General features: G+C 54.1%; 20 protein-coding genes. 4 read left to right on the forward strand and 16 right to left on the reverse strand.

The features are described 5' to 3' along the window. Positions 1-12 precede the first annotated feature (12 nt). The 13 genes from C7M51_RS08625 to C7M51_RS08685 form a co-directional block, all read right to left on the reverse strand. Complete coding sequence (locus tag C7M51_RS08625; RefSeq protein ID WP_160621418.1) at positions 13-1,599, reverse strand: class I SAM-dependent methyltransferase family protein; 1,587 nt, start codon at positions 1,597-1,599, stop codon at positions 13-15. Between the two features lie 131 nt (positions 1,600-1,730). Continuing rightward, on the reverse strand, positions 1,731-2,657 hold the full coding sequence (locus C7M51_RS08630; protein ID WP_160621419.1) for a metal-dependent hydrolase: 927 nt from the start codon (positions 2,655-2,657) through the stop codon (positions 1,731-1,733). 13 nt (positions 2,658-2,670) lie between these two features. Next, the gene (locus C7M51_RS08635; RefSeq protein ID WP_160621420.1) at positions 2,671-3,411 is read right to left on the reverse strand and encodes an SDR family oxidoreductase; all 741 of its coding nucleotides are present in this window, start codon (positions 3,409-3,411) and stop codon (positions 2,671-2,673) included. A gap of 4 nt (positions 3,412-3,415) precedes the next feature. Next, positions 3,416-4,201 (reverse strand): MaoC/PaaZ C-terminal domain-containing protein, encoded by a 786-nt coding sequence (locus C7M51_RS08640; RefSeq protein WP_160621421.1) that lies wholly within the window; start codon positions 4,199-4,201, stop codon positions 3,416-3,418. Beyond that, on the reverse strand, positions 4,191-5,441 hold the full coding sequence (locus C7M51_RS08645) for a beta-ketoacyl-[acyl-carrier-protein] synthase family protein (RefSeq protein WP_160621422.1): 1,251 nt from the start codon (positions 5,439-5,441) through the stop codon (positions 4,191-4,193). The genes C7M51_RS08640 and C7M51_RS08645 overlap by 11 nt, the downstream gene beginning before the upstream one ends. Further along, positions 5,438-5,698: an acyl carrier protein gene (locus tag C7M51_RS08650; RefSeq protein WP_160621423.1), complete on the reverse strand. Its 261-nt coding sequence runs from the start codon at positions 5,696-5,698 to the stop codon at positions 5,438-5,440. Before C7M51_RS08650 ends, C7M51_RS08645 begins: the two co-directional genes overlap by 4 nt. A gap of 895 nt (positions 5,699-6,593) precedes the next feature. Next, a complete protein-coding gene (locus C7M51_RS08655; protein WP_160621424.1) occupies positions 6,594-7,667 on the reverse strand; it encodes an acyltransferase family protein in 1,074 nt (357 codons plus the stop codon). A gap of 223 nt (positions 7,668-7,890) precedes the next feature. Next, a complete protein-coding gene (tcyN, locus tag C7M51_RS08660; protein ID WP_160621425.1) occupies positions 7,891-8,643 on the reverse strand; it encodes an L-cystine ABC transporter ATP-binding protein TcyN in 753 nt (250 codons plus the stop codon). Further along, positions 8,640-9,308 (reverse strand): cystine ABC transporter permease, encoded by a 669-nt coding sequence (tcyL, locus tag C7M51_RS08665; protein WP_160621426.1) that lies wholly within the window; start codon positions 9,306-9,308, stop codon positions 8,640-8,642. The genes tcyN and tcyL overlap by 4 nt, the downstream gene beginning before the upstream one ends. Next, positions 9,308-10,108 (reverse strand): cystine ABC transporter substrate-binding protein, encoded by an 801-nt coding sequence (tcyJ, locus tag C7M51_RS08670; RefSeq protein ID WP_160621427.1) that lies wholly within the window; start codon positions 10,106-10,108, stop codon positions 9,308-9,310. Before tcyJ ends, tcyL begins: the two co-directional genes overlap by 1 nt. Positions 10,109-10,266: 158 nt before the next feature. Further along, on the reverse strand, positions 10,267-11,253 hold the full coding sequence (locus C7M51_RS08675) for a D-cysteine desulfhydrase (RefSeq protein ID WP_160621428.1): 987 nt from the start codon (positions 11,251-11,253) through the stop codon (positions 10,267-10,269). Positions 11,254-11,401: 148 nt separating this feature from the next. Continuing rightward, the gene (gene fliZ, locus C7M51_RS08680) at positions 11,402-11,905 is read right to left on the reverse strand and encodes a flagella biosynthesis regulatory protein FliZ (protein WP_160621429.1); all 504 of its coding nucleotides are present in this window, start codon (positions 11,903-11,905) and stop codon (positions 11,402-11,404) included. Positions 11,906-11,952: 47 nt separating this feature from the next. Beyond that, positions 11,953-12,675, reverse strand: coding sequence for an RNA polymerase sigma factor FliA (locus C7M51_RS08685; protein WP_160250088.1), 723 nt, complete (start codon positions 12,673-12,675; stop codon positions 11,953-11,955). 461 nt (positions 12,676-13,136) lie between these two features. Here C7M51_RS08685 and rfbA point away from each other — a divergent pair, with 461 nt between their 5' ends. From rfbA to rfbD, 3 genes are read left to right on the forward strand one after another with little or no spacing between them, the layout of a single operon-like run. Beyond that, positions 13,137-14,006 (forward strand): glucose-1-phosphate thymidylyltransferase RfbA, encoded by an 870-nt coding sequence (rfbA, locus tag C7M51_RS08690; protein WP_160621430.1) that lies wholly within the window; start codon positions 13,137-13,139, stop codon positions 14,004-14,006. After that, entirely contained in the window at positions 14,003-14,551 is a 549-nt protein-coding gene (gene rfbC, locus C7M51_RS08695) for a dTDP-4-dehydrorhamnose 3,5-epimerase (protein ID WP_160621431.1), read from the forward strand. Before rfbA ends, rfbC begins: the two co-directional genes overlap by 4 nt. Next, entirely contained in the window at positions 14,536-15,417 is an 882-nt protein-coding gene (rfbD, locus tag C7M51_RS08700; RefSeq protein WP_160621432.1) for a dTDP-4-dehydrorhamnose reductase, read from the forward strand. The genes rfbC and rfbD overlap by 16 nt, the downstream gene beginning before the upstream one ends. Positions 15,418-15,474: 57 nt before the next feature. On the opposite strand, the gene C7M51_RS08705 is transcribed toward rfbD, so the two are convergent. The 3 genes from C7M51_RS08705 to C7M51_RS08715 form a co-directional block, all read right to left on the reverse strand. Continuing rightward, complete coding sequence (locus C7M51_RS08705) at positions 15,475-18,831, reverse strand: glycosyltransferase (RefSeq protein ID WP_160621433.1); 3,357 nt, start codon at positions 18,829-18,831, stop codon at positions 15,475-15,477. A 170-nt stretch (positions 18,832-19,001) separates the two neighbouring features. After that, a complete protein-coding gene (locus C7M51_RS08710; RefSeq protein WP_160621434.1) occupies positions 19,002-19,892 on the reverse strand; it encodes a flagellin N-terminal helical domain-containing protein in 891 nt (296 codons plus the stop codon). Positions 19,893-20,092: 200 nt separating this feature from the next. Further along, complete coding sequence (locus C7M51_RS08715; RefSeq protein WP_160621435.1) at positions 20,093-20,983, reverse strand: flagellin N-terminal helical domain-containing protein; 891 nt, start codon at positions 20,981-20,983, stop codon at positions 20,093-20,095. A gap of 252 nt (positions 20,984-21,235) precedes the next feature. Here C7M51_RS08715 and fliD point away from each other — a divergent pair, with 252 nt between their 5' ends. Next, positions 21,236-22,639 carry a flagellar filament capping protein FliD gene (gene fliD / locus C7M51_RS08720; protein WP_160621436.1) on the forward strand — a complete coding sequence of 468 codons (1,404 nt, stop codon included), beginning with the start codon at positions 21,236-21,238 and terminating at the stop codon, positions 22,637-22,639. Positions 22,640-22,652: the final 13 nt, after the last annotated feature.

The raw sequence follows: 22,652 nt of genomic DNA on the forward strand, positions 1-22,652 counted from the left end.
GGTAAACCGCCCTTATTCCGACGCGGCTGCTTCCCCTTTACGCGCCATGGAAATGGAATAGATGCCCCAGGGATCCATGCGCTGTTTTATTTTGGTAAAACCGGCCTGACGAATCAGGTAATCCAGCTCCTGCTGGGTACGGCGTCTCAGCACCCACAGTTTCCCGTCCCGGTTGCGGGTCATGACGCGCGCCATATATTCATGTCTGGGATGCCAGGGAATGCCGGTATACACCAGTATCCCGCCCGGCTCCAGCGCGTCATAAACGCCCTTCATTGAATTCAGTACCATCGCGTTATCATCAAACAGCTCATAAAAACCTGAGGCGACCGCCAGCGTTCGATCGCGCGGCAGCGTGGCTAACGCGTCAGGCGCAAAGGCATCCCCTTTTTCATAGGTTATTTTGTGGCCTAACGATTTTTCTGCGATCAGCTGATTCACAAACTCAACGTTACGGCTGTCGTAATCGCGCATTAAAACGTGATCGATACGCGCCATTAAGCTGTCGCTCAGTTCAAAAATATAGCGTCCGTGTCCGGCGGCTACGTCCAGCAAATTAATTTTTTTCCCCGCGTCGGCCAAAAGCTCTATCGCCGTAGTGATATGCTCATGCACCCATTTTTTCCTGGCTCTGGCGCCCTGCCAGGGCACGCTGTTCAGGTAGGCACGATCGATACGCTGTGCCAGCCAGCTACCGCCGCTCGGCTGATTCTCATAGATATAATCAAGCATCGCCCCGGAATCGAACCCCTGACGCAGGCCGATTTTAATCCCGGTGGAGAACTGCCCAGCAATAAGCAACGCCGCTTTGTTCAGCTGCCAGTAGCAACGCCGCAGAAGATGGCTTTCCGGCTGCATCAGCTTGTAATTTTCCTGCCAGGTATAACCCGTGCTGTCCGCCTGTAATAAAAATGAATAGTCCCGATCCTCCGCTCTGACGGTGCCATGAAAATTAATAATCTCCTGAGTAAACAGGTGGCTCACCCCGGAGGCATTGCTATTGATAACCACCTGCTTCTTTTTTAAACTTCCCAGCCGCTTGTAAAATGCGCTATCGGCGGCGTTCGGTTGTTTGGATATCACCAGCAGGGTCGGCGTGTAGATAGCGGCTGAATCCGTGCGGAATTTTTTTAGCGTATAGTCATCAATTTCTTTGCCGGGGCTGGTGCGATAAAGCCTGTCTGCTTCTGACAGCGCTGGCGTTGGACAGAACAGGATTAGGCTTTTAATTTGCGGCGCGTAGTCGTGTACCCAGGCGGCAAGCCGCAGCGCCATTGCGTCACAGGAAATAAAGGTCAAGGCGTTAAGATAATCAGGCGATCGGCCAACCAGTTCTTCATAGCAGGCGTTAATAATCGTTGCGGTGCGGTTTTCAATGTCCTGCGATGAAGGATGGTGCTGCGACAGGTTTAAGCTGTAAACCTGCATGCCCTGATTAATTAAATTCACCGTAATTTCATCGACAAAATCTTTGTTGTTGTCTTCATGAACAAAAACAACTGTTTCCCCGTTGAATGAGCTCGCTGGCGCGTAGTGGTTTATTGCGATGGTCTCACCGCTATCCAGCCTGAGATGATAAAGTTCCATGTTACCGTCCATGATCCGACCTATCCTTAAGCGGGCAGCCATTTACCAGGCACCGTCGGCGAGTGATAGCAGGCCGCCCTCAGTTCCCGCTGCGCCGGTGGCGCATTAGGGTATACAGCAGAAAATTTTTAGCGGGCGTTGCGTTACGCTACCTGACGCCGTTTAATTTCCTCATGGATTTTAGCGCGGAGCAACGGCTCCCATTCGCTATCCCATTTCTCAACGAAATAATGAATTCTGCTGTTTATTTGCGGATCGTTGGCATTAAAGCCGACGGCAACCATACGGTTTTTCGCGGGCAGCCTGAACGCGATTTGCCGCACGGAAACCTCTGCACCTAACTCTCTGGCGACAAATAGCGTGGCGTTAATAATCCGTCGCGTCAGTATGTCGGCGTTATTGAGATAATTATCCACCTCTTTCTGCGTCCACAGTTTTTCACCATAAATTGTCTCATAGGTTTCAATGGAAACATGACAGTGTTCCATCTCTTCAGCGTAGTGATAGCCAAACAGATAAAGCACGCCGAGGTTCTGTGACTGATTGATAATATGAGTGATTTTTCCCTTATCAAACAGGTTTTCAAAGAATGAAAACGCCGCCATACAGACTTCCGTTTCAAAGATGGCGATGCTTTTTAACGCCTCACGAAAATGCGGGCTGTCGAGCGTCATGCCTTTCGCAGCATCTTCTTCAATACCCGCAATAATCGGCTCCACAAACTCTTTATAAGTGGGATACATAAAGTCATAGACGCGGGGATGGTATTTCTCTCTGGCGGGAGGAAGATACTTTTTGGTCATAAACAAATTAAGCATCTTATGTGCCGCCGCGTGTCTTCGCTCCTGGGAGATAAACGTATGGAAACGGTCATCCTCAAAAGCGGTATTTTTAACGAAGCGATCGTAATACTTGCTTATCGCATCGCCATAAAACTCAAAAAATTCCAGCAAATAGGAGGTGCCCAGGCCAACCAGCGAAAAAACAGCATCAGGAGACCAGTGATAGTTAAACTGCCCGTTGAGATCCATTACCTCAAAGACTTCTTTCGGTACCATTCTGAGCTTCATTATTTCATCCTGTTTAAACAGAGAGACCGCCATCAATTACCAGCGTTTGTCCGGTAATATGTTCACCGCCGGGGCCAAGTAAGAAAGAAACCATGCTGGCTACGTCAGCCGGTTGACCAAATTTCTTTAACGCCGTCTGGCCGGTTAGCGCCTTACGCTTTTTATCCGGTAGCGCGGTCAACATATCGGTTTCAATCGGGCCTGGTGCGATACAGTTCACGCGGATCTGAAACAGCCCTACTTCTCTGGCTAAGCTTCTTGTCAGCCCCGCCTGGGCGGCTTTGGTCGCTGAATAGACGCTTTGCCCGGCGTTGCCTCGTAGTCCGGCCACCGAGCCGATATTAATAATCGCGCCCTGACAGGCCTGAATCATGGCGGGTAGCAGGTTACGGATGGTGTAGAACACCGAGTTAATATTGATATCCATTACCTCCTGCCACTCGCTAACCTCGGTATTGATCAGCAGTTTGTCCTTGCTGATACCGGCGTTATTCACGATGCCAAAAGGTGCGCCAAATGCCTGCAATAACCGCTCACAAAGGTCTTTTACCGCCGCGTGATCTCTGACATCGCAGCAATAGCAGCGGCAGGAGAGCCCCTTGTTATTAAGCGCCTGCACCAGCTGCTCGGCCTTCTCCTGATTAGTGTGCCAGGTGAAGATAACGCTGTAGCCTTCTTCAGCCAGCCGTCTGACTATCTCAGCGCCGATGCCACGGCTGCCCGCCGTCACAAAAATCCATTTTTTGTTTGTCATGACTTTACCGTTTGTTGATTGCCCGGTTTTGTGCCTCGAAAGCCCTGGTAATACTGCCCATTGATGCCTGGTACAGTAGCTTGTCCCGACGATAAATCTGGTAGTTAAGCAGGCTGTAAACCGAATAGTCCTCTTTCAGAACGTCCTGATCCTCATAATAAAAGGTCAGATCGTCCAGATCCGCGCAGTCGTAGGTCAGGATATCTTCGGTAATCAAAATATCCTGATCGACCTGAAAGGTGACGACTTTGCTTTTGTCCGGTTCGAGGGTAATTTTTTGCGCCTTAGCGTAAAAAGGATCGCCGTTTTGATATTTAAAACAGACGCTGAAAAGCAAGGCATCCATAATCATCCAGCTATATCCCACCTGCGGGTAGAGCGCCTGATAGAGCTGAATTTGCTTTTCCAGGAAGGGACGATCTATCGCAATGTTATGTTTAGCCTGTACGATATTCGTTTCGCCTTTTTCAGGGCTGGCGCGCCCGGTAATACAGCAGCAGCCATCAATATCGTGAACCTTCAGGTGATGTTCATCATTTTTCCTGGAGATTAAATAGACAATTTCTTTATCCCGATAAACCGGCTCCTTCAGGTAAAACTTCATCCTGCTGGGGCCGCCGATATACTGGGTTAACGCATTTTTGGCGTCCTGCAACACCAGCATGCCCTGCACAATTACCCCGCTTAAGCCATTCTTTTTGGCGATCGCTTCATCAAAGTGGACTTTATTATGATCGCCTGAAAAGTAAGCCCACTCGCTTATTTGATCCTGAGAAAAACTAGTCGTCATCGGAATGCCCTTTTATGACCAGGCAGCTGTTTGCTCCACCAAACCCATAATTTACGTTGATTACATGCTCTAACCGCTGGTTATAAAGGTGATGGTTAGGAACATAATTAAGATCGCACTGCGGATCGGGCGTGTGGTAGTTAATCGTGGCGGGCACTATCCTGTCCTGAATGCTTTTTAGGCAGAACAGCGTTTCTATCGCCCCCGCAGCGGCAATAAGATGACCGGTATAGGATTTGGTGCTGCTCACCGGGATCTGCCAGATCGCCTCACCGAATACCTGCTTCAGCACCTCGGTTTCGTTGGCATCGTTCATTGGTGTTGAAGTGCCGTGGGCGTTGATATAATCAATCCGATCGGGTGATAACCCGGCCTGCTTAAGCGCCTGCGTAATGGTGGTAATCCGGCCAGTAAGATCGGGCGCGGGCGCGGTAAGATTGACATAGGCGTCGCTATGGTTCGCATAGCCCACGATCTCACCGAGAATAAGCGCATTTCTTTGAAGGGCGTGCTCGCGCGACTCCAGACAAATTACCGCGCCGCCCTCCGCCAGGATAAAGCCGCTGCGCTCCTTGCTGAAAGGACAACATGCCTTATGCGCATCTTCCTGCTCTTTGCTCAGCGCGCCCAGCACGTCGATCGACCACATTGGGAAAGGAGTCAGCGTGCTTTCCGCGCCGCCGGCCAGCATCATTTTCATTCTGCCGCTTTTAATCATTTCGTACGCCTCGCCAACGGCAATACTGCCCGTGGCGCAGGCGGCAACTGGCGTGCTCTGATAACCTTTCAGATTCCAGTTAATGGCGATCGCAGCGGTGGCAATACTTGGCATGGTATGAAAGCAGCTCTGGATAGAGGGTGTGCCTTCGTGCCAGGCGAAATAATTGGCCGCAGTGTTATCAAAACCGCCCCAGCCAGTGCCAACGATGGCACCGCATTCGATATCCGCGTAATAACCCTGCGGCGAGCCGCCTTCGCCGAAGGCCATTTCTACCGCTTCCTGAGCGGCGATCAGCGCCAGCTGGGCAAAACGCGGCGTGTTTTTCAGAATTCTTTTTGAAAATCGCCCGGTATCCAGCGGTTGATTTATCTTGCCAAAAAAACGGGCGTTAACATTTTTTGGCGGATCGCCCAGTTTCGCGTAGCCTAGCTGTTTATCTAAAATACCCTGCCAGATAGCCTGCGCATTATTTCCCAGCGCACAAATAGCGCCATAACCTGTGACAACCACTCTATTCATGGGCGACCACTCACTGCGCAGTCGCCATATTTTTCCCTGAAGAACTGTAACAGATCGCCGTAGGTACGCGGCTGCACTTCCGTCAGCGCATTCAGATCGACGTCGATATTTAGCTCTCTTTTAATGTTGACCTGAATAGAAAGGAAATCGAGGCTGGCAAGCCCGATATCCTCAATCAGCGTATCGCTGACCAGTTTATTAATATCAAAGTCGGTTAACTCATCGATCTGTTCTTTAATAATACGTTCGAAGCTCATTATCTTTCCTTTCATTGCCAGTTAAATGGGGTAAAACCCATAATAAAAGTTATCTTCTGCCCGGTGCGGTAACACCTTTTTTCGGCTGGTGGAAGATAGCGATAACGCCCTGAAATGCATGGAGATCAGAGCGAGATCTTCTTTTCGCGTCGTTGACGGCGCACGGATAGCACGTTGAATGGACAGATCGCCGGAACAGAAGCCACATTTGCCATGATTAACGCAGGCGCAGAATTATTGCATGAAAAATAATTCTGGTTTTAAGGAAATAAAATACCGATAGCAGACGGGAATAATATCTTTTATTTTAACGGCCTTTCTTTTATCACTTGTCGGGAAAGGTTACGCGCGTTGTAAAGCATCCATGCCGCTGGTTTTTATTTCCATGTAGTTATTCTATTACCGATCAAACATCCTTGTTTAGTTCGCTATCCATATATATCAAAATATATTTAATTTTGATCGCCTGGCGGTTAACTGGAAAACCAATAAATAACTGGAAAGAAAAAATTTTCATGCCACTCTTGACGGGTGAATAAGTGTTGGTATACCTAAGAAGCGGCATTATATTAATATTGATAAAAAAGGAAATTGATAATGATAAATAAAACCATGCCTGTCTAATCGTTTTTTCTGTTTAATAATTAAATATTAATAGGCAAATACCTGATTTGAGCGCAATTGCTGAAAAATAGCCGGTCAAAAACGCAAGATAACGGGCATGAATACAGAGAATATAATTTATTGAATTTCTGGACATTAACTACCGCGTATTGGATAACTGTTTTATTGTGTTGGAAGCATTTACTGTTTTAATCATTAACCGCCGTTTATTTGCTGAGGCGCAGGGTAATAATATTGCCGCGCCGAGGCGCGACAATATTGACCATTAGCATCAGACGTCAAACTTCATACGCAGCAGGCGCGGATAGATAAACAGCGATTTCCCCAGCCCCTTATTCAGCAGCTTCCAGACCGCAATAGAGCAAAGCGAACAGAGTACAACCATCGCGAACGGAAACGCAGTTGCCCACAGTAGCGAAAACAACGCGGAATTAAACAGGTGATGATCGAGCGCGAACAGAATGGCCGTCATGCCAAAATATTCGATAAAAATGCGATGCAGCACGTAAATTTGCAGCGTATTTTTACCGATCCAGTTCATCCACGCCATGTTAAAGTGGGCATTCAGGGTACGGCACAGAGCAATACAGGCAAAAATAGTCAGGGTGCAGAGAAACAGGTTCTTTTCCATTCCCAGCAGCAGATGCACCACCGCCAGCACACCCAGCCCCAGCCAAGGCAGAAAATTACTTTTGCGCCATTCGCTAAGAGCAATCACCTGCACGCTCCAGAAAGCGCCCATAATAAAATAGATAAAATATTGCGACAGGCTTTCCGGGCCCCAGCCGGGAATAATTTTCTCTACCGCTGCATAATTCAGCAGCACCGCGACGATAATCAGCGGCAAACGCTGCTGGCGAAACAGCTTGGCGAACAGGAAAAACAGCCCCAGTGCATAGAGATACCAGGAGCTGCTCATCGCCATCAGCATCAGCGAAACAAACTCCTGCGGTGATTCAGCATAGGAGGCGTTAATATTGCTGGAGATGCGGTGATGCGTAATTTCTGAGGAAATGCCATAAATAGAGAACCACTGAATAACGCCCCAGAGGATATAGAGATAAAACAGGTTGGTTACCCGGCTGGTAAATACCGCCTGCCAGGGTTTTTCATTGATGGCACGCGCCGCCAGCATCCCGGAAACGAAAAAGAATGCGGGCATACGCAGCGGCGACAGTACGGTATTAAACGCCACCCAGAGATGAGCGGGCAAACTTCCTGCCGTCAGGTATTTTAACGTACCTTCAAAACCCGGCAGCACGACGTGGTATAACACGACCAGCAGGATACATCCGCCCTTCAGCGTGTTCACCCACTGTATTTCTTCACTTTTTTTATTGTTCATTGCTGTTTCCTGCTGTGTGGTAGGAAAAAATGGCTGGTCAGCCAGATCAGGATTATTGACGGGGCAGGAAAGGAAAGGCTGTAGCGTTTATCTTAAAAAAAATAACCGGCCCTAATCACTCGCAGAGAAACGGCGCGCGGCATGAATAAAAACGGGCGATCGGCATTACCAATCGCCCGTAACAGCTTAATATTTAAGACTAACCCAGAGCATACCGGGCCAGCTATTGGCTGAGGAATTTCTCCAGGAACTGGCGGGTACGCGCCTGCTGCGGTTGCGCAAACAGCGTTTTTGCCGGGCCCTGTTCGACGATACGCCCCTGATCCATAAAAATAGCGCGATCGGCTACGTCACGGGCGAAGCTCATTTCATGGGTAACGATCACCATGGTGCGCTTCTCCTGCGCCAGCGAACGAATGGTGTTTAACACCTCGCCCACCAGCTCCGGGTCCAGCGCCGATGTTGGTTCATCAAACAGAATCACTTCCGGGCGCATCGCCAGCGCTCGGGCAATCGCCACGCGCTGCTGCTGCCCCCCGGAAAGACGGCGTGGATAGCTATTCTCTTTACCCTGCAATCCTACCTTTTCCAGCAGCATACGCGCGCGGGCAATCGCCTCCGCTTTCGGTTCGCCCTTAACGATCACCGGGCCTTCGATAATGTTCTCCAGCACCGAACGATGCGGAAACAGATTAAAGCTCTGGAAAACGAAGCCCACCTGCTGCCGTAGCTGGCGCACACGCTCTTTCTGTTTGCCGATGGGTTGCGCCGCGTCGATTTCGATGCCACCTACCTTAATGGTGCCGCTGTTCGGCTCCTCCAGCAGGTTGATGCTGCGCAACAGCGTGGTTTTACCCGAACCGCTGGGGCCGATAATCGCCACCACTTCGCCGGAGGCCACCTCCAGATCGATACCGTGCAGCACCGTCTGACCGTTAAACTGTTTCACCAGCTTTTTCACTTCAATGGCGCTCATTTTTCCTCCCGATCCTGGCGGTTAACCCATGCTTCCAGCCGGTTTTGCAGCGCTGACAGCACCGTTGCCATGATCCAGTAGATCAGCGACGCCGCCAGATACATGGTGAACACTTCCAGCGTGCGCGAGGTGATCAGCTGCGCCTGACGGAACAGCTCCGGCACCTGAATGGTGGCGGCCAGCGAGGTATCTTTTACCAGGCTGATAAAGCTGTTGCCCAACGGCGGCAATGCGGTACGCGCCGCCTGTGGCAGTACCACCCGACGCAGCGTTTGCCAGCGCGTCATGCCGATGCTTGCCGCCGCCTCCCACTGACCGCGCTCAATGGCGGCGATAGCGCCGCGCAGTGATTCAGAAGCGTAGGCGGCGGTGTTCAGCGACAGGCCAATCATCGCCGAGGGGATAGGATCGAGTTCAATCCCAAACTGCGGCAGACCGTAATAGATCATAAACAGCTGCGCGATCAGCGGCGTGCCGCGAAAGATCGAAACATAAATGCGTGCCAGCCAGGCGACGGGCCAGAACGCGGAGAGCCGCATCAGCGCCAGTATAAAGCCCAGCACCAGCCCGAAGAACATGCCGCCGATGCTGAGCTGTAGGGTGAAAACCGCGCCCTTCAATAAAAAAGGTGCTGAATCCAGCACCAGTTGAATACTCTCTTGCATTATTTAGTGACGTCCGCGCCAAACCATTTTTCGGAAATCTTGTTCAGCGAGCCATCTTTCTGCATTTCCGCAATCGCCTGGTTGATGGCGTTCAGCAGATCTTCATTGCCCTTACGCAGCGCCACGCCCGCTTCCTGGCGTGAGAACGCCGGGCCCGCTGCGGCCATGGTATTACCGGTTTTCTTCACCAGATCCAGCGCCGCCAGGCGATCGACCAGAATGGCGTCAAGACGGCCAGAGCGCAGATCCTGATATTTTGTCGGATCGTCATCATAGGTGCGGATATCAACGTCTTTGACATTAGCACGCAGCCACTCTTCATAGTTGGTACCGAGGCCGACGCCCACTTTTTTACCTGCCAGATCCTGCGCCTTGTTGATGCTGCCCTCTTTATCTTTACGGGTCAGCGCCTGGATGCCGGAAACAGTATAGGGCGTGGAGAAGTCATATTTTTTCTTGCGCTGGTCGGAAATGGTCACCTGGTTAATCACTACGTCGATGCGTTTTGAATCCAGCGAGGCCAGCATGCCATCCCACTTGGTCGGCTTCAGGCTCGCCTTCACGCCCAGATGCTGCGCCAGCGCCTCGGCAAATTCCACCTCGAATCCGGTCAGTTTACCGCGCTCATCCTGGAAGCTGAACGGCGGATAGGTGCCTTCCAGCCCTACCAGCAGGCTGCCGCGCTCTTTAACCTTGTTCAGCAGGTTTTCCGCTGCGAAGGTTTTCATATTGACGCCAGCCACCAGCGCCATCGCCATTGCGCCCAGCACCAGCTGTCGACGTACCTGAGAGAAGATCATATTAACCCCGTTTATTGTTGGATTGTGTGCAAACTGCCTGCCGACGCAGTGTCGGAAAGCAAAGCCGAGCGGTCAGGCTAAGTTCTTTTGCCGCAGAGCGCGTCGGCGGCAAAAGATGAGTGAACGGACTGATTATAAACCTTTTTCATTTTTTACGATTAGACGGAAGGATAATAAGCAAATAACGCCGGTGCGCCGCCGGTATGCACAAACAGCAGCGGCCCTTCGCGACGGAAACGCTGCTGGCTGATGCCGTCGATCAGGCCCGCCATCGCTTTACCGGTATAGACCGGATCGAGCAGGATGCCCTCCAGTCGCGCCAGCAGTTTCACCGCTTCCATCCCCTCTTCGTTCGGCATGCCGTAGCGCGGCGCGAAGTAGTCATCCCAGAGCGTAATATCAGCCTGGCTGTTGCTGTGCAGTAGCCCGTCCAGATTCTGCCGCAGCGTATGCACCAGCGGCAGCTGATCGTCTGATTTACGTGACACTGTCACGCCAACCAGCTCCGTATCCGGCAGCAGCGCTTCCAGGCCGACCGCCAGCCCGGCGTGCGTTCCGGCGCTGCCGGAGGCCACGACCACGGCGGCAAAATCCACCACGCCTTCGCTTTGATGCGCAATCTCCTGCGCGCATTCGACGTAGCCCAGCGCTCCCAGCGCGTTCGAGCCGCCTACCGGCACCACGTAAGGCCGAAAGCCCTGCGCCTCCAGCCGAATACGCGCTTCTTCCAGCTGCTGTGCCGGAGCGTGTAGCGCTTCTACCATTTCGATTTCGCAGTCAAGCAGATCGAGCAGCAGACGGTTGCCGTTACCGAGATAGTTTTCCGCCTGGGTAGCGATCGGGTTTTCCAGCAGCGCCAGACACTTCAGTCCCAGCTTCGCCGCTACCGCCGCGGTTTGCCGCACATGGTTGGACTGGATCGCCCCGGCGGTAATCAGCACGTCTGCCCCTTCGCGCAGCGCATCCGCCGCGAGAAATTCCAGCTTGCGCAGCTTGTTACCGCCGAGCGCCAGCGGCGTAATATCATCACGCTTGATAAAGATATCGCGCCCCAGATAGTCGGAGAGACGCGGCAAATGCTCCAGCGGCGTCGGCGCACCGATCAGCTCAAGACGGGGAAATTGAATAAGGTTAGACAGGGACAAAGCAGCCTCCACGCGCACAGGTTAATGGCTACAGTGTTGCAGAAGATGCGACGGCGATCTATGGTCAGTTCGTGTGATAGCGCGTTGATTTAGCGCGTTTTCAGAAAAGTCAGCGCGGCACGGATGAAAACTCACCCGTGCCTGTCGCCTAATTACGCTGCCAGCCTAAAAACTGATCGTATTTGCGCAGGGCGATACGATAATTATTATTTCCGGCGTCCGGCAGATCGTTCTCCAGACATTCGTGCCAGCTGCCGCCGCGTAATTTTTCCGCCGGATAGTTTTTCGCCGACAGCATATCGTCCAGCCGACGCAGGCGAACCACATATTCGCGGATGGTGCTGTGACTCATTTCAGTCTGTTCAAACAGGTACTGTTTAAACGCCATAATGTCGAAATAGTTGGGATGGGTATTACAATAAATATCGCTACAAAACCGACAGAGCGCGGTCAGTTCATGTTGTAATTTAAGCCAGACCTGATCGTCGATAGGCTGATCCATCCGGGAAATGGCTTCTTTATTGATAATCTGTCCACGAAAGACTAACGCCATTCTGTCGAGAACTTTACCGCAGTGCGAGCAATGACCTTGGCTATGTTTGAAATCTTTAAGATAACGGCTTAATGGCCTCGTTTTTAGTTTGGTTCCCATTAAGGAGACCCCCGGTTATATGTCCTCGAAAGCGAGAGCTAACGCTGTCAGCGCGCTCCCGTTAACCGGGCGCGCAGGCGTTTAATCGCCTGACTGTGCAGCTGGCTGACGCGGGACTCGCCCACCTCTAACACGGCGCCAATCTCTTTCAGGTTTAGCTCTTCCTGGTAATACAGTGTCAGCACCATTTTTTCGCGTTCGGGCAGCGCCTCGATCGCTTCAATGACACGTTCACGGAGATTCCCTTCCATCAGCTGGTGGAGCGGGTTAGCATCTTCATGCCCTTCCGTCACCAGTTCCGCACTGTCGCCATGTTCTTCACGATATTCGTCGTAAGAGAAAAGCTGGCTGTTATTGGTATCCAGCAAAATCTGACGGTACTCCTCCAGCGAAACATTGAGCTGCTTAGCGACTTCCTGTTCCGATGCGGCGCGTCCCAGCGTCTGTTCGCACTGGTGCATGGCGCTCGCCACCTCACGCGCATTGCGGCGCACGCTGCGCGGTGCCCAGTCGCGGCTGCGCAGTTCATCCAGCATGGCGCCACGGATACGCTGCACGGCATAGGTGGTAAACGCGGTGCCCTGTAGCGCGTCGTAACGCTCCACGGCATTCAGCAGCCCGATGCCTCCGGCCTGCAGTAAATCGTCCAGCTCAACACTCGCGGGCAGCCGTACCTGCAGGCGCAACGCCTCATGGCGTACCAGCGGTACATATCGCTGCCACAGCGAATGCTTATCCATCACGCCGTCGGCGGTATAGAGATCGTTCACTTTGACTACCCTGCGTTAGTTACGTTATCGGCATGATTATCCGGTTCTGTAGGGTGATCGATTGGCAGAATAGGGGTAAAAAAGACGGGTTATTTCGAAAATGTGTGTGACCACTATCGGCGCAAGGCCGTTAAGCTCTCATCTTCCTCACGGTAAGTTGCGGAATCGATTTTAGCGGGATGCAGGCGGTTACTACGGCCCGCCACGATAAACCGCACGCGTTGCTTAAACGGTTCGGATAAAACAGCAACAGCGCTCAATCGTTATACCGATCGCCGCCGCGCCAACGACCTGTTTTGCCTGATTATCGACAGCCTGGCACTTTTCTGTAGCCGCCTGCCGTTATCCGCAATAAAGCCTCTGCTTTGCCTCTTTATTTGCGCCATTGCCGAATCAGGCGAGGCGTAATCTTTAGGTCATGCCCTGAGAGGCCCCCCTACTTATTGACATCGAGACTCTGTATGAAAGGTATCGTACTTGCCGGCGGCACAGGCTCCCGACTGCATCCGGTTACCTGCGGCATATCGAAACAGCTGCTGCCGGTGTATGACAAGCCGATGATCTACTATCCGCTTTCCGTGCTGATGCTGGCGGGCATTAATGAGATTCTGGTGATTACCACGCAAGAAGATCTGCCGGCGTTCCGGCGGCTGCTGGGCGATGGCAGCCAGTTTGGTATTCAACTGACCTTCGCGGTACAGCCGAAGCCGGAAGGCGTGGCGCAGGCATTTATCATCGGTGAAGCGTTCCTGGCGGGCGACCGCTGCGCGCTGGTGCTGGGCGACAATATTTTCTTTGGTCAGAGCTTTGCAAAAAAGCTGGAAACGGTCAGCGCGCGTGATGTCGGTGCCACGGTATTCGGCTATCAGGTTATGGACCCGGAGCGCTTCGGCGTGGTGGAGTTTAACCACCAGATGCGGGCCATCTCGCTGGAGGAGAAACCCGCTCAGCCCAAATCAAACTACGCGGTTACCGGCCTCTATTTCTACGACCGCCACGTATGCGCGATGGCAAAACAGATCGGGCCCTCGGCACGCGGCGAGCTGGAAATCACCACCCTGAACCAGATGTATCTGGAAGATAACCTGCTGACAGTAGAGCTGCTGGGGCGCGGCTTCGCCTGGCTCGATACCGGCACGCACGACAGCCTGCTGGAGGCCTCGCACTTTATTCACACCATTGAGAAACGGCAGGGCTTCAAGGTGGCCTGCCTGGAAGAGATCGCCTGGCGTAAGGGCTGGCTGAGCGCCGAAGCGCTGCGTGAACGGGCGCGCGATCTTGGCAAAACGCAATATGGCGCCTATCTGCATCTGCTGCTGGTGGAACCATGAGGGTTATCGATACGCGTATTCAGGACGTAAAAATCATCGAGCCTGCGGTCTACGGCGACGCGCGCGGCTTTTTTCTTGAGACCTTCGAAAAGCGCCGCTATCAGCAGCTGCTGAACATTGAGGCGGAGTTCGTCCAGGATAACTACTCCCGCTCCGCCCGCCATGTACTGCGCGGGCTGCACTATCAGAAAACCCGCCCGCAGGGCAAGCTGGTGCGCGTGGTACGCGGCGAGGTATTTGACGTCGCCGTGGATATTCGTCCCGGTTCGCCCACCTTCGGCCAGTGGGAAGGCGTCATTCTCTCGGAAGAGAATAAACGTCAGTTGTGGATACCGCCCGGCCTGGCACACGGCTTTGTAGTGCTCTCAGCAGAGGCGGATTTTGAATATAAATGTACCGATTACTACCAGCCGCAGGATGAAGCCTGCCTGCGCTGGAACGATCCGACAATCAATATCGACTGGCCGGTTACCGCACCGCTGCTGTCGGAAAAAGATCAACAAGGATTATCTCTGACGGAGTTGATGCCATGCGCATACTGTTAACCGGTGCCTATGGTCAGCTGGGCCGCTGCCTGCTGGATCGTTTTCCTGCGGGCTGGGTGATGCTCGCCTGCGGTTCGGCGGAACTGGATATTACCGATCGCCAGGCGGTAGATCGTATCGTGCGCCGTTTTCGCCCGCAGGTCATCATGAACGCTGCCGCCTATACCGCCGTCGATAAGGCGGAGATCGATCGCATCCGCGCAATGAAGATAAACGCGCTGGGGCCGGAGAATCTGGCGCGGGCGGCGCGTGAAACGGGCGCACAGCTGATCCACATCTCTACCGATTACGTTTTTGACGGCAGCCGCAGCGCACCCTATACCGAAAGCGATCTCCCCTGCCCGATCAATTTCTACGGCCTGAGCAAATGGGAAGGTGAAAAACGCGTGCAGGCGATGCTGCCGCAGGCGATTGTGATCCGCAGCTCCTGGATATTTAGCGAATATGGCAGCAACTTCGTTAAAACGATGCTGCGCCTGGCGCAGGGCCAGGAGACGATCCGCGTGGTCAACGATCAGCGCGGCTGCCCCACCTACGCGGGCGATCTGGCGGCGATGATGATCCGCCTGGCGGCCGATCCCACGGCGGCAGGCATTTACCACTACAGCGGCGATAAGGCGGTGAGCTGGTATGAGTTTGCTCTGGCAATTTTCGGTCACTACCAGGCGCTGACCGGTAATCCGGCGCTGAACCGGCTGCAACCCATCAGCAGCCGCCATTATGCACAGGATGCGCTGCGTCCCGCCAGCGCGGTGCTGGGCAGCCAGCGTCAAACCGACGCCCGCCCTGGCGACTGGCAATCTGCGCTGGGCACGCTGGCAGCGATGCTGGTCCAGGATAACGCCCGCTATCCCAACGTGATTTAATCACGCGCCAGAAACTATAACGCCGCTTTTGATAAGCGGCGTTTTTATGATGGCTGATTAGTCGTCCAGCCAGGCGTGACGCCACTCATCCAGCCCCTCTGCGCGCAGCATCCAGTGCTGATGTACCGCCACCCGCAGCGCATCGCCCATTTTTGCCGTCATTTCCATGTCGGCAAGGTGCATACGGATCGCAGAAATCCACGCTTTAAAGCGGTTATCCACCAGAGTAACCGGCAGGCCGCACTGATAAGGCTCAATACGCGTGGCAATAATCGGCACGCCACAGGCACCAATTTCCAGCAGCCGCAGGTTACTCTTGCAGACGTTAAAGTGGTTCATCTCCAGCGGCACCAGCGCCAGATCGAGATTCAGGCTGGCCAGCTTTTCCGGGTAGAGATCGAAAGGCACGCCGGTATGGAATTCGCACCGCACGCCTTCCGGTTTCATTCCCATAAACACCCACTCCACCTCATCCTGTAGCGCCTGGATCACCGGGCGAATAATCTCCAGATCGCCGGTATGGCTGCCGCCGCCCGCCCAGCCGACGCGGATTTTTTTACCGGTGCGGCGCTGGCTCATCAGCGCGCCCCACTGATCGACCGCCAGCCGGTTTTGTGCCACGCGAATATCGTGATGGAAATCAGCATAGGCCTCCGCCAGCGGAAAAGTTGAAACCACCACCCGGTCTGCCTGCGCCATTACGCGGCGCAGCGCTTTGACGATATGTTGTGGAAATCTGTGCTTTAAAGCGCTTTTTATCGGCAGATTAGGTAAAAAGTCATCGTATTCGACAATGATGCGCGCATCGCACTGCTGGCGATACTGCCGCATCAGATCGGGGAAGCCGACGCCGGAGGGCAACTGTAACAGAATGGTGTCCGGCTGCATCTCCGCCACTTCCAGCACCTTCGGCGCGCCAGAATACAGCCCGCCTTCAGTCAGGACGTTCTCCTCCAGCGCCTTCCAGGGTTGTATCACCCGGTGGTTGCCACAGCCGTACCAGTTAGCATGCGATGCCATAAAGCGCGGCAGTGGATGTCCCGGCAGCGCCGGAAACAGGCGCGCCATTCGTTCGGAAACGGTAAAGGGTTCGCCATATTTCGCCATCTGCGGATGGTAACGGCTATCCTGCGTCAGCGCATGACGCCATTTCGCTATCAGCCGCTGCTGCGCCTCCTCTTTCGCCAGCGCGGTAGCGGCTTTTTCCTGCGTCAGCAGCAGCGTTGCGCCACCCATATGCAGCACGCTGCACTCTGGCGTCCAGCTGATCACATAGCCGTTCGCTTTGAGCTTCAGGCAGTAATCGACATCGGCATAAAACAGTGCAAAAGCCTCTTCATCCAGGCCGCCTGCCTCATGGAATAAAGCGGTGCGGGTGAGCAGGCAGGAGCCGGACACCGCCGAAACGTTATGCGTGGCGCGAAGATAGTGCAGATAGCCCGCATCACCAGCCGCGCTGAACTCAAAAGGGTTGACCACGCCGCGCTGGATACCGGTCAGGTAACCGCCATGCTGTATGCGCCCGTCGCGGAAGCAGAGCTTTGGCCCCACCGCGCCAACTTCGGGCCGCTGGGCGATGCCCATCAGCGTCGCCAGCCAGGCGGGATCCTGCACCTCGCAGTCATTATCCAGCAGCAGCAGATAGCTGCCGCGCGCCTGCGTTGCCGCCAGGTTAATCATCGCCGCGTAGTTAAAGGCGGCGGGATAATCGATCACGCGCAGCGTGCCAGGCTCCAGCGTCCGCAGCTGCGCCAGATAGCTGACCGCTTCTTCCTCCGTGGAGCCGTTATCCACCACGATAATTTCCAGCTGCTGCCAGTGGGTATGCGCCGCCAGGCTTTCGATGGCGTTTTTCAGCAGCGCGGCGTTATCTTTGCTGGGGATAATTACCGTTACCACGGCGCTTTCATCCAGCGGATAGCGAGTGCGACAGATCCCCTGCGCCTCGTCGCTGACGACCGTCGCCGCCAGGCCAAAACGCTGATAGTGACGCGTCAGATTATGCTGTGCCGCTGCCAGCAGCGCGGGCTGACGCTTCCAGTGGTTAAATGCCAGCGGTGCTTCCACCAGCACTTCAGGAATAGCAGCAAACGCCTGCATCCCTTCGCGCTCAATAAACTTCCACGCCAGATCGTAATGCGGCAGCGGTGCCAGATCGCTTTCACTGCCGCCTACCGCCAGTGCCGCACGCATATCCAGCGACAGCACCGCGCCCGCATAGGGGAAACTACGCAACAGATCGAGATTACAGCCGGGACGTAGCACGATCTGCTGCTGCTCTTTACTCTGATAGTAGATTTCATCGCAGTAGAGGGCGCGGGCCTGCGGCGCACGCAGATGATATTCGGCAAAGGTAAGCAGCGCATGCGGCAACAGCTGCCAGCCTGCGGGCATCACGATCAGCCATTCCAGCGCCCCGCTCTGCGCCAGCAGGTTGAGGCAGGTGCGGTTGTCGTGTGGCAACAGATTGATCTGCGCTACCAGCGCATCGTTCTGCCAGCGCCCGTCGGGATCGGCGATGCATATGACCTGCGGCGTCAGCCGCTGCTGCGCCAGCGAATCCAGACTGCGTTCCAGCGCGACACGATCGTTATCGCCGTCCAGAATCAACACGCCGATACGGTTGCCATCGGCGGCGGCGAGGAAGCTTTTCAGAATATTTTCACGCGTGACGCTGGGGCTACGCTGCTGTAGCCACTTGCCAACGTTGTAATCATCCTCAAGGTTGCCGATACAGATTTTGCCGTGTAGCGAAAGCTGACGCAGCGCATCTGCGCTTAATGGCGCAATCAGGCGCGGCGGTTCTGCCAGCGCCGCCAGCAGTCGGGACAGCGCCTCGTTTACCTCTGCGTTCAGTGTCACCTGTGCTTCATCATTTTGGCGCAGATCGTCCAGCCCCAGCTCCACCGCGTCATACAACGCAACGGCCTGCGGTTGCGGCGCATTGGGGAACGAAAAGGAGAGCGTTTGCAGCAGCGAAGGATCGAGACCTTCCGCGATCAGGCTTTCTGCAACCGAGGGCGTCCAAGTAAATACCTGGCTGGCCAGCTGGTTTTCCAGCGCGGTATCCAGCTCGGTTTCCTGCAATCTGCTGTAGCTAAGATGGTGGAAGATAAAGCGTGTTTGCAGCGTATTTTTTTCCAGCTGCGCGATCAGCGCGGCGCTGAGGTAGCCTTTAAACACCAGTACCGCATAATATGCCGTTTCCTGCGCTTCCCCTTCCCCCAGCGTCAGCTGAAGCTGTCCTGTCTGCCGGTAATCGGTCAGCGCCTGCTGCACGCTATGCCCACAGCGCCAGGTTGCCAGTTCAATGTGATACCCGGCAGCGATAAGCGTCTCAATCGCCCTGACGATATAGGTAGATTGTTCATTAAAGCTATCCATTGCATCAGCACTGATTAAAATCTTTTTCATCTTTCCCGCCATATAACGCCGCACGGATATGTAGCGGCTGAATAAACCTCTCCCTATTTTCCGATGAGCGAGGCTAAACAAAGCGTGAAACAGCGTGATGGTTACGGTGCTTTTTTTGCCATAAAAAAACGCCCTCACAGGGAGGGCGCTGAATACCGCGTAGTAAAGAATTAACGCAGCAGGGAGAGCATGGTCTGCGGCACCTGGTTGGCCTGCGCCAGTACCGAGCTGCCAGCCTGCTGCAGGATCTGCGCGCGGGACATGTTGGAAACTTCCGTTGCGTAGTCAGAGTCCTGAATACGGCTGCGGGCCGCTGACAGGTTGGTCACCGTGTTGTTCAGGTTGGTCACGGTAGATTCGAAACGGTTCTGTGACGCGCCCAGGGTGCTGCGCTGGGTATCAACGTTTTTGATCGCCGCATCAACAACGGCCAGCGGGCCGGTGCCGTCGGTTGCGCCAGCATTAGCCAGCACGTCGAAGCCCTGAGTTTTCACTTTACGATCGGTCGCCGCGATAGTTGCGGTGCCGGAGCCGTCTGCTGCGGTAGCGTCATACTTGTTCCAGCCGCTGCTGGCATCCATGGTGATGGAGATGGTTTCGCCATCTTTCGCGCCCACCTGGAAAGAGAAATCTTTGCTGGCGGTGTTGTCGAGGATCTTGGTGCCGTTGAAGTCAGTCTGCTTGGTGACGCGGTTGATCTCAGCCATACGCTGGTTAACTTCAGCCTGGATGGAGTCGATGTCGGAAGCAGAGTTGGTGCTGTTCTGCGCCTGCACGGTCAGGTCACGCACGCGTTGCAGGTTGTTGTTGATTTCGCTCAGCGCGCCTTCAGCGGTCTGCGCCATAGAGATGCCGTCGTTGGCGTTACGCGCGGCAACGGTCATGCCGTTGATGTTAGAGGTAAAGCGGTTAGCGATCGCCTGACCTGCTGCGTCATCTTTTGCACTGTTGATACGCAGGCCAGAAGAGAGGCGCTCAATCGCTGAACCCAGAGAAGACTGAGATTTGTTCAGGTTGTTCTGGGTGGTCAGCGACAGAGTGTTAGTATTAATAACTGCCATGATAAGTATCCTTAAAGGTTATATTAGATTGCGGCATATGGCCTGCGGCTTCATCACCGTCATTAGTGTTATCGACAAGGTTAAGCCGGACTTTAGGTTTTTTTTGCCGCCTTCTGGAATTAATCAACAACGCTAAACGACCCAAAAAAGCAAAAAAAACGCCCTCACAGGGAGGGCGCTGAATACCGCGTAGTAAAGGATTAACGCAGCAGGGAGAGCATGGTCTGCGGCACCTGGTTGGCCTGCGCCAGTACCGAGCTGCCAGCCTGTTGCAGGATCTGCGCGCGGGACATGTTGGACACTTCCGTTGCGTAGTCAGAGTCCTGAATACGGCTGCGGGCCGCTGACAGGTTGGTCACCGTGTTGTTCAGGTTGGTTACGGTAGATTCGAAACGGTTCTGGGACGCGCCCAGGGTGCTGCGCTGGGTATCGACGTTCTTGATCGCCGCATCGATGGTTGCCAGCGGGCCGGTGTTATCAGTTGCGCCGGAGTTAGCCAGCACGTCGAAGCCCTGCGTCTGCACTTTACGATCGCTGGCCGCAATGGTGGCGGTGCCCGCGCCGCTCGCTGCGGTGGCGTCATACTTGTTCCAGCCGCTGCTGGCATCCATGGTGATGGAGATGGTTTCGCCATCCTTCGCGCCCACCTGGAAAGAGAAATCTTTGCTGGCGGTGTTGTCGAGGATCTTGGTGCCGTTGAAGTCGGTCTGCTTGGTGACGCGGTTGATCTCAGCCATACGCTGGTTAACTTCAGCCTGGATGGAGTCGATGTCGGAAGCAGAGTTGGTGCTGTTCTGCGCCTGCACGGTCAGGTCACGCACACGTTGCAGGTTGTTGTTGATTTCGCTCAGCGCGCCTTCAGCGGTCTGCGCCATAGAGATGCCGTCGTTGGCGTTACGCGCGGCAACGGTCATGCCGTTGATGTTAGAGGTAAAGCGGTTAGCGATCGCCTGACCTGCTGCGTCATCTTTTGCACTGTTGATACGCAGACCAGAAGACAGGCGCTCAATAGCTGAACCCAGAGAAGACTGAGATTTATTCAGGTTGTTCTGAGTGGTCAGCGACAGAGTGTTAGTATTAATAACTGCCATGATGGTTTTCCTTTAAAAATTGTTTCAGATTCAGGCATCTGTTATCCGGCTTCATCACCGTCCCCCTGATTATCGACAGCCCTAAAACAACCTTTAGAAAATTTTTTGAAAAATTCAGCCATGGATAAAAGCCGGAAGATGCATAAAGAAGGGCTTTTTATCCGCACATAGATTTTTCACACTCGCGCTAATCTTTTGCCGAACGCTGCCGATACCCACCCCAGTGATAGTCAACCAACGAAGGATTAAAAAATGGCAAGTATTAGCTCTCTCGGTGCGGGTACCAGTCTCACCAACCTGCAAACCTTGTATGATAGCCTTGAGACGTCTGAAAAAACGCGCCTGACCCCGATCACTACGCAGCAAAGCTCCTATAAGGCAAAGCTGACCGCGTGGGGCATCGTGCAAACTTCGCTGGAAAAACTGCAAACCGCCGCCGATGCACTGAAAGATACCTCGAAAATCGCCGCCAGCAAGGTCACCAGCACCAATACCGCCTTCAGCGCCGTACTGGCGAATGATGCCACCGCAGGCAACTATTCGGTTGAAGTTGGCAAGCTGGCGCAGGCGCAGTCGCTACTGTCGAAAGCGGCCAGTAGCAAAGACAGCGATCTGGGCGACAGTTCGCTGGCCACGCGCACCATTACCATTACACAGAGCGGCCAGAAAACGCCGATGACCGTCACGCTGAGCAAGGATCAAACCAGCCTGTCGGATATCCGCGATGCGATTAACAAACAGCAGGGCAGCGTCACCGCCAGCATCATCAAATCTGATGACAATACGTATTACCTGTCGCTGACCGCTCGTGATACCGGCACCGCCAACGCCATGACAATCGCTACCGACGACAGCGCGCTGGCGCAATATATCAGTTACGACAAAAGCGCCTCCGCTAACGGTATGTCCGAGCAGGTTGCCGCCGCCGACGCCGAATTGACCATCAACGGCGTGGCGATCACCCGCAGCAGCAACACCATTACCGACGCGCCGGAAGGCGTTACCCTGACGCTGAGCAAAACCAACGTCGGCAGCCCGGAAACCCTGACGGTAGCCAAAGATAACCAGCCGATGATCGCCGCAGTGCAGGCCTACGTAGATGCCTATAACTCGCTGCAAACCACCATCGGCAACCAGACCAAATATACCGCCGTTGAGCAGGGAGCGGATGCCCAGGACAGCAGCAACGGCGATCTGCTGGGCGACGGCACGCTGCGCAATATTCAGACGCGCCTGCGTTCAGTGCTCTCCAGTTCGCAGTCGGGCGGTGAATTTTCGCTGCTGTCGCAGATCGGCGTCACCCAGGATCTCAACGGCAAGCTGACGGTGGACAGCGATAAACTGAACAAAGCGCTGAATGAAAAATCGGCCAGCGTTACTACTTTTCTCTCCGGCGACGGCAAGACCACCGGCTTTGCTACCCAGGCCAGCAACCTGCTCGATTCGATGCTGGACTCAGACGGTGCGATCCAGCGGGCGGAAGATGGCATTAACACCTCGCTGAAACGTCTCTCCGATCAGTACGATCGGACAAACACCCAGATCGAAGCCACCATGGCGCGCTATAAAAGCCAGTTCACCAGCTTAAGCTCGCTGGTTTCCTCGCTGACGCAAACGGGGAACTATCTGACGCAGCAATTCTCAGCGATGAGCTAATTCAAGGAGTCAT

It is taken from the genome of Mixta intestinalis (genome assembly GCF_009914055.1).
In the GTDB taxonomy this organism is placed as follows: Bacteria; Pseudomonadota; Gammaproteobacteria; order Enterobacterales; family Enterobacteriaceae; genus Mixta; species Mixta intestinalis.

Coding starts and splice junctions, on each gene's coding strand:
- C7M51_RS08710 (WP_160621434.1), bottom strand. CDS start 19,892: ATGGCAGTTATTAATACTAACACTCTGTCGCTGACCACCCAGAACAAC.
- C7M51_RS08655 (WP_160621424.1), bottom strand. CDS start 7,667: ATGAACAATAAAAAAAGTGAAGAAATACAGTGGGTGAACACGCTGAAG.
- rfbA (WP_160621430.1), top strand. CDS start 13,137: ATGAAAGGTATCGTACTTGCCGGCGGCACAGGCTCCCGACTGCATCCG.
- C7M51_RS08640 (WP_160621421.1), bottom strand. CDS start 4,201: ATGACGACTAGTTTTTCTCAGGATCAAATAAGCGAGTGGGCTTACTTT.
- fliZ (WP_160621429.1), bottom strand. CDS start 11,905: ATGGGAACCAAACTAAAAACGAGGCCATTAAGCCGTTATCTTAAAGAT.
- C7M51_RS08625 (WP_160621418.1), bottom strand. CDS start 1,599: ATGGACGGTAACATGGAACTTTATCATCTCAGGCTGGATAGCGGTGAG.
- tcyN (WP_160621425.1), bottom strand. CDS start 8,643: ATGAGCGCCATTGAAGTGAAAAAGCTGGTGAAACAGTTTAACGGTCAG.
- C7M51_RS08635 (WP_160621420.1), bottom strand. CDS start 3,411: ATGACAAACAAAAAATGGATTTTTGTGACGGCGGGCAGCCGTGGCATC.
- tcyL (WP_160621426.1), bottom strand. CDS start 9,308: ATGCAAGAGAGTATTCAACTGGTGCTGGATTCAGCACCTTTTTTATTG.
- C7M51_RS08715 (WP_160621435.1), bottom strand. CDS start 20,983: ATGGCAGTTATTAATACTAACACTCTGTCGCTGACCACTCAGAACAAC.
- fliD (WP_160621436.1), top strand. CDS start 21,236: ATGGCAAGTATTAGCTCTCTCGGTGCGGGTACCAGTCTCACCAACCTG.
- C7M51_RS08630 (WP_160621419.1), bottom strand. CDS start 2,657: ATGAAGCTCAGAATGGTACCGAAAGAAGTCTTTGAGGTAATGGATCTC.
- rfbC (WP_160621431.1), top strand. CDS start 14,003: ATGAGGGTTATCGATACGCGTATTCAGGACGTAAAAATCATCGAGCCT.
- tcyJ (WP_160621427.1), bottom strand. CDS start 10,108: ATGATCTTCTCTCAGGTACGTCGACAGCTGGTGCTGGGCGCAATGGCG.
- C7M51_RS08705 (WP_160621433.1), bottom strand. CDS start 18,831: ATGAAAAAGATTTTAATCAGTGCTGATGCAATGGATAGCTTTAATGAA.
- C7M51_RS08650 (WP_160621423.1), bottom strand. CDS start 5,698: ATGAGCTTCGAACGTATTATTAAAGAACAGATCGATGAGTTAACCGAC.
- C7M51_RS08645 (WP_160621422.1), bottom strand. CDS start 5,441: ATGAATAGAGTGGTTGTCACAGGTTATGGCGCTATTTGTGCGCTGGGA.
- rfbD (WP_160621432.1), top strand. CDS start 14,536: ATGCGCATACTGTTAACCGGTGCCTATGGTCAGCTGGGCCGCTGCCTG.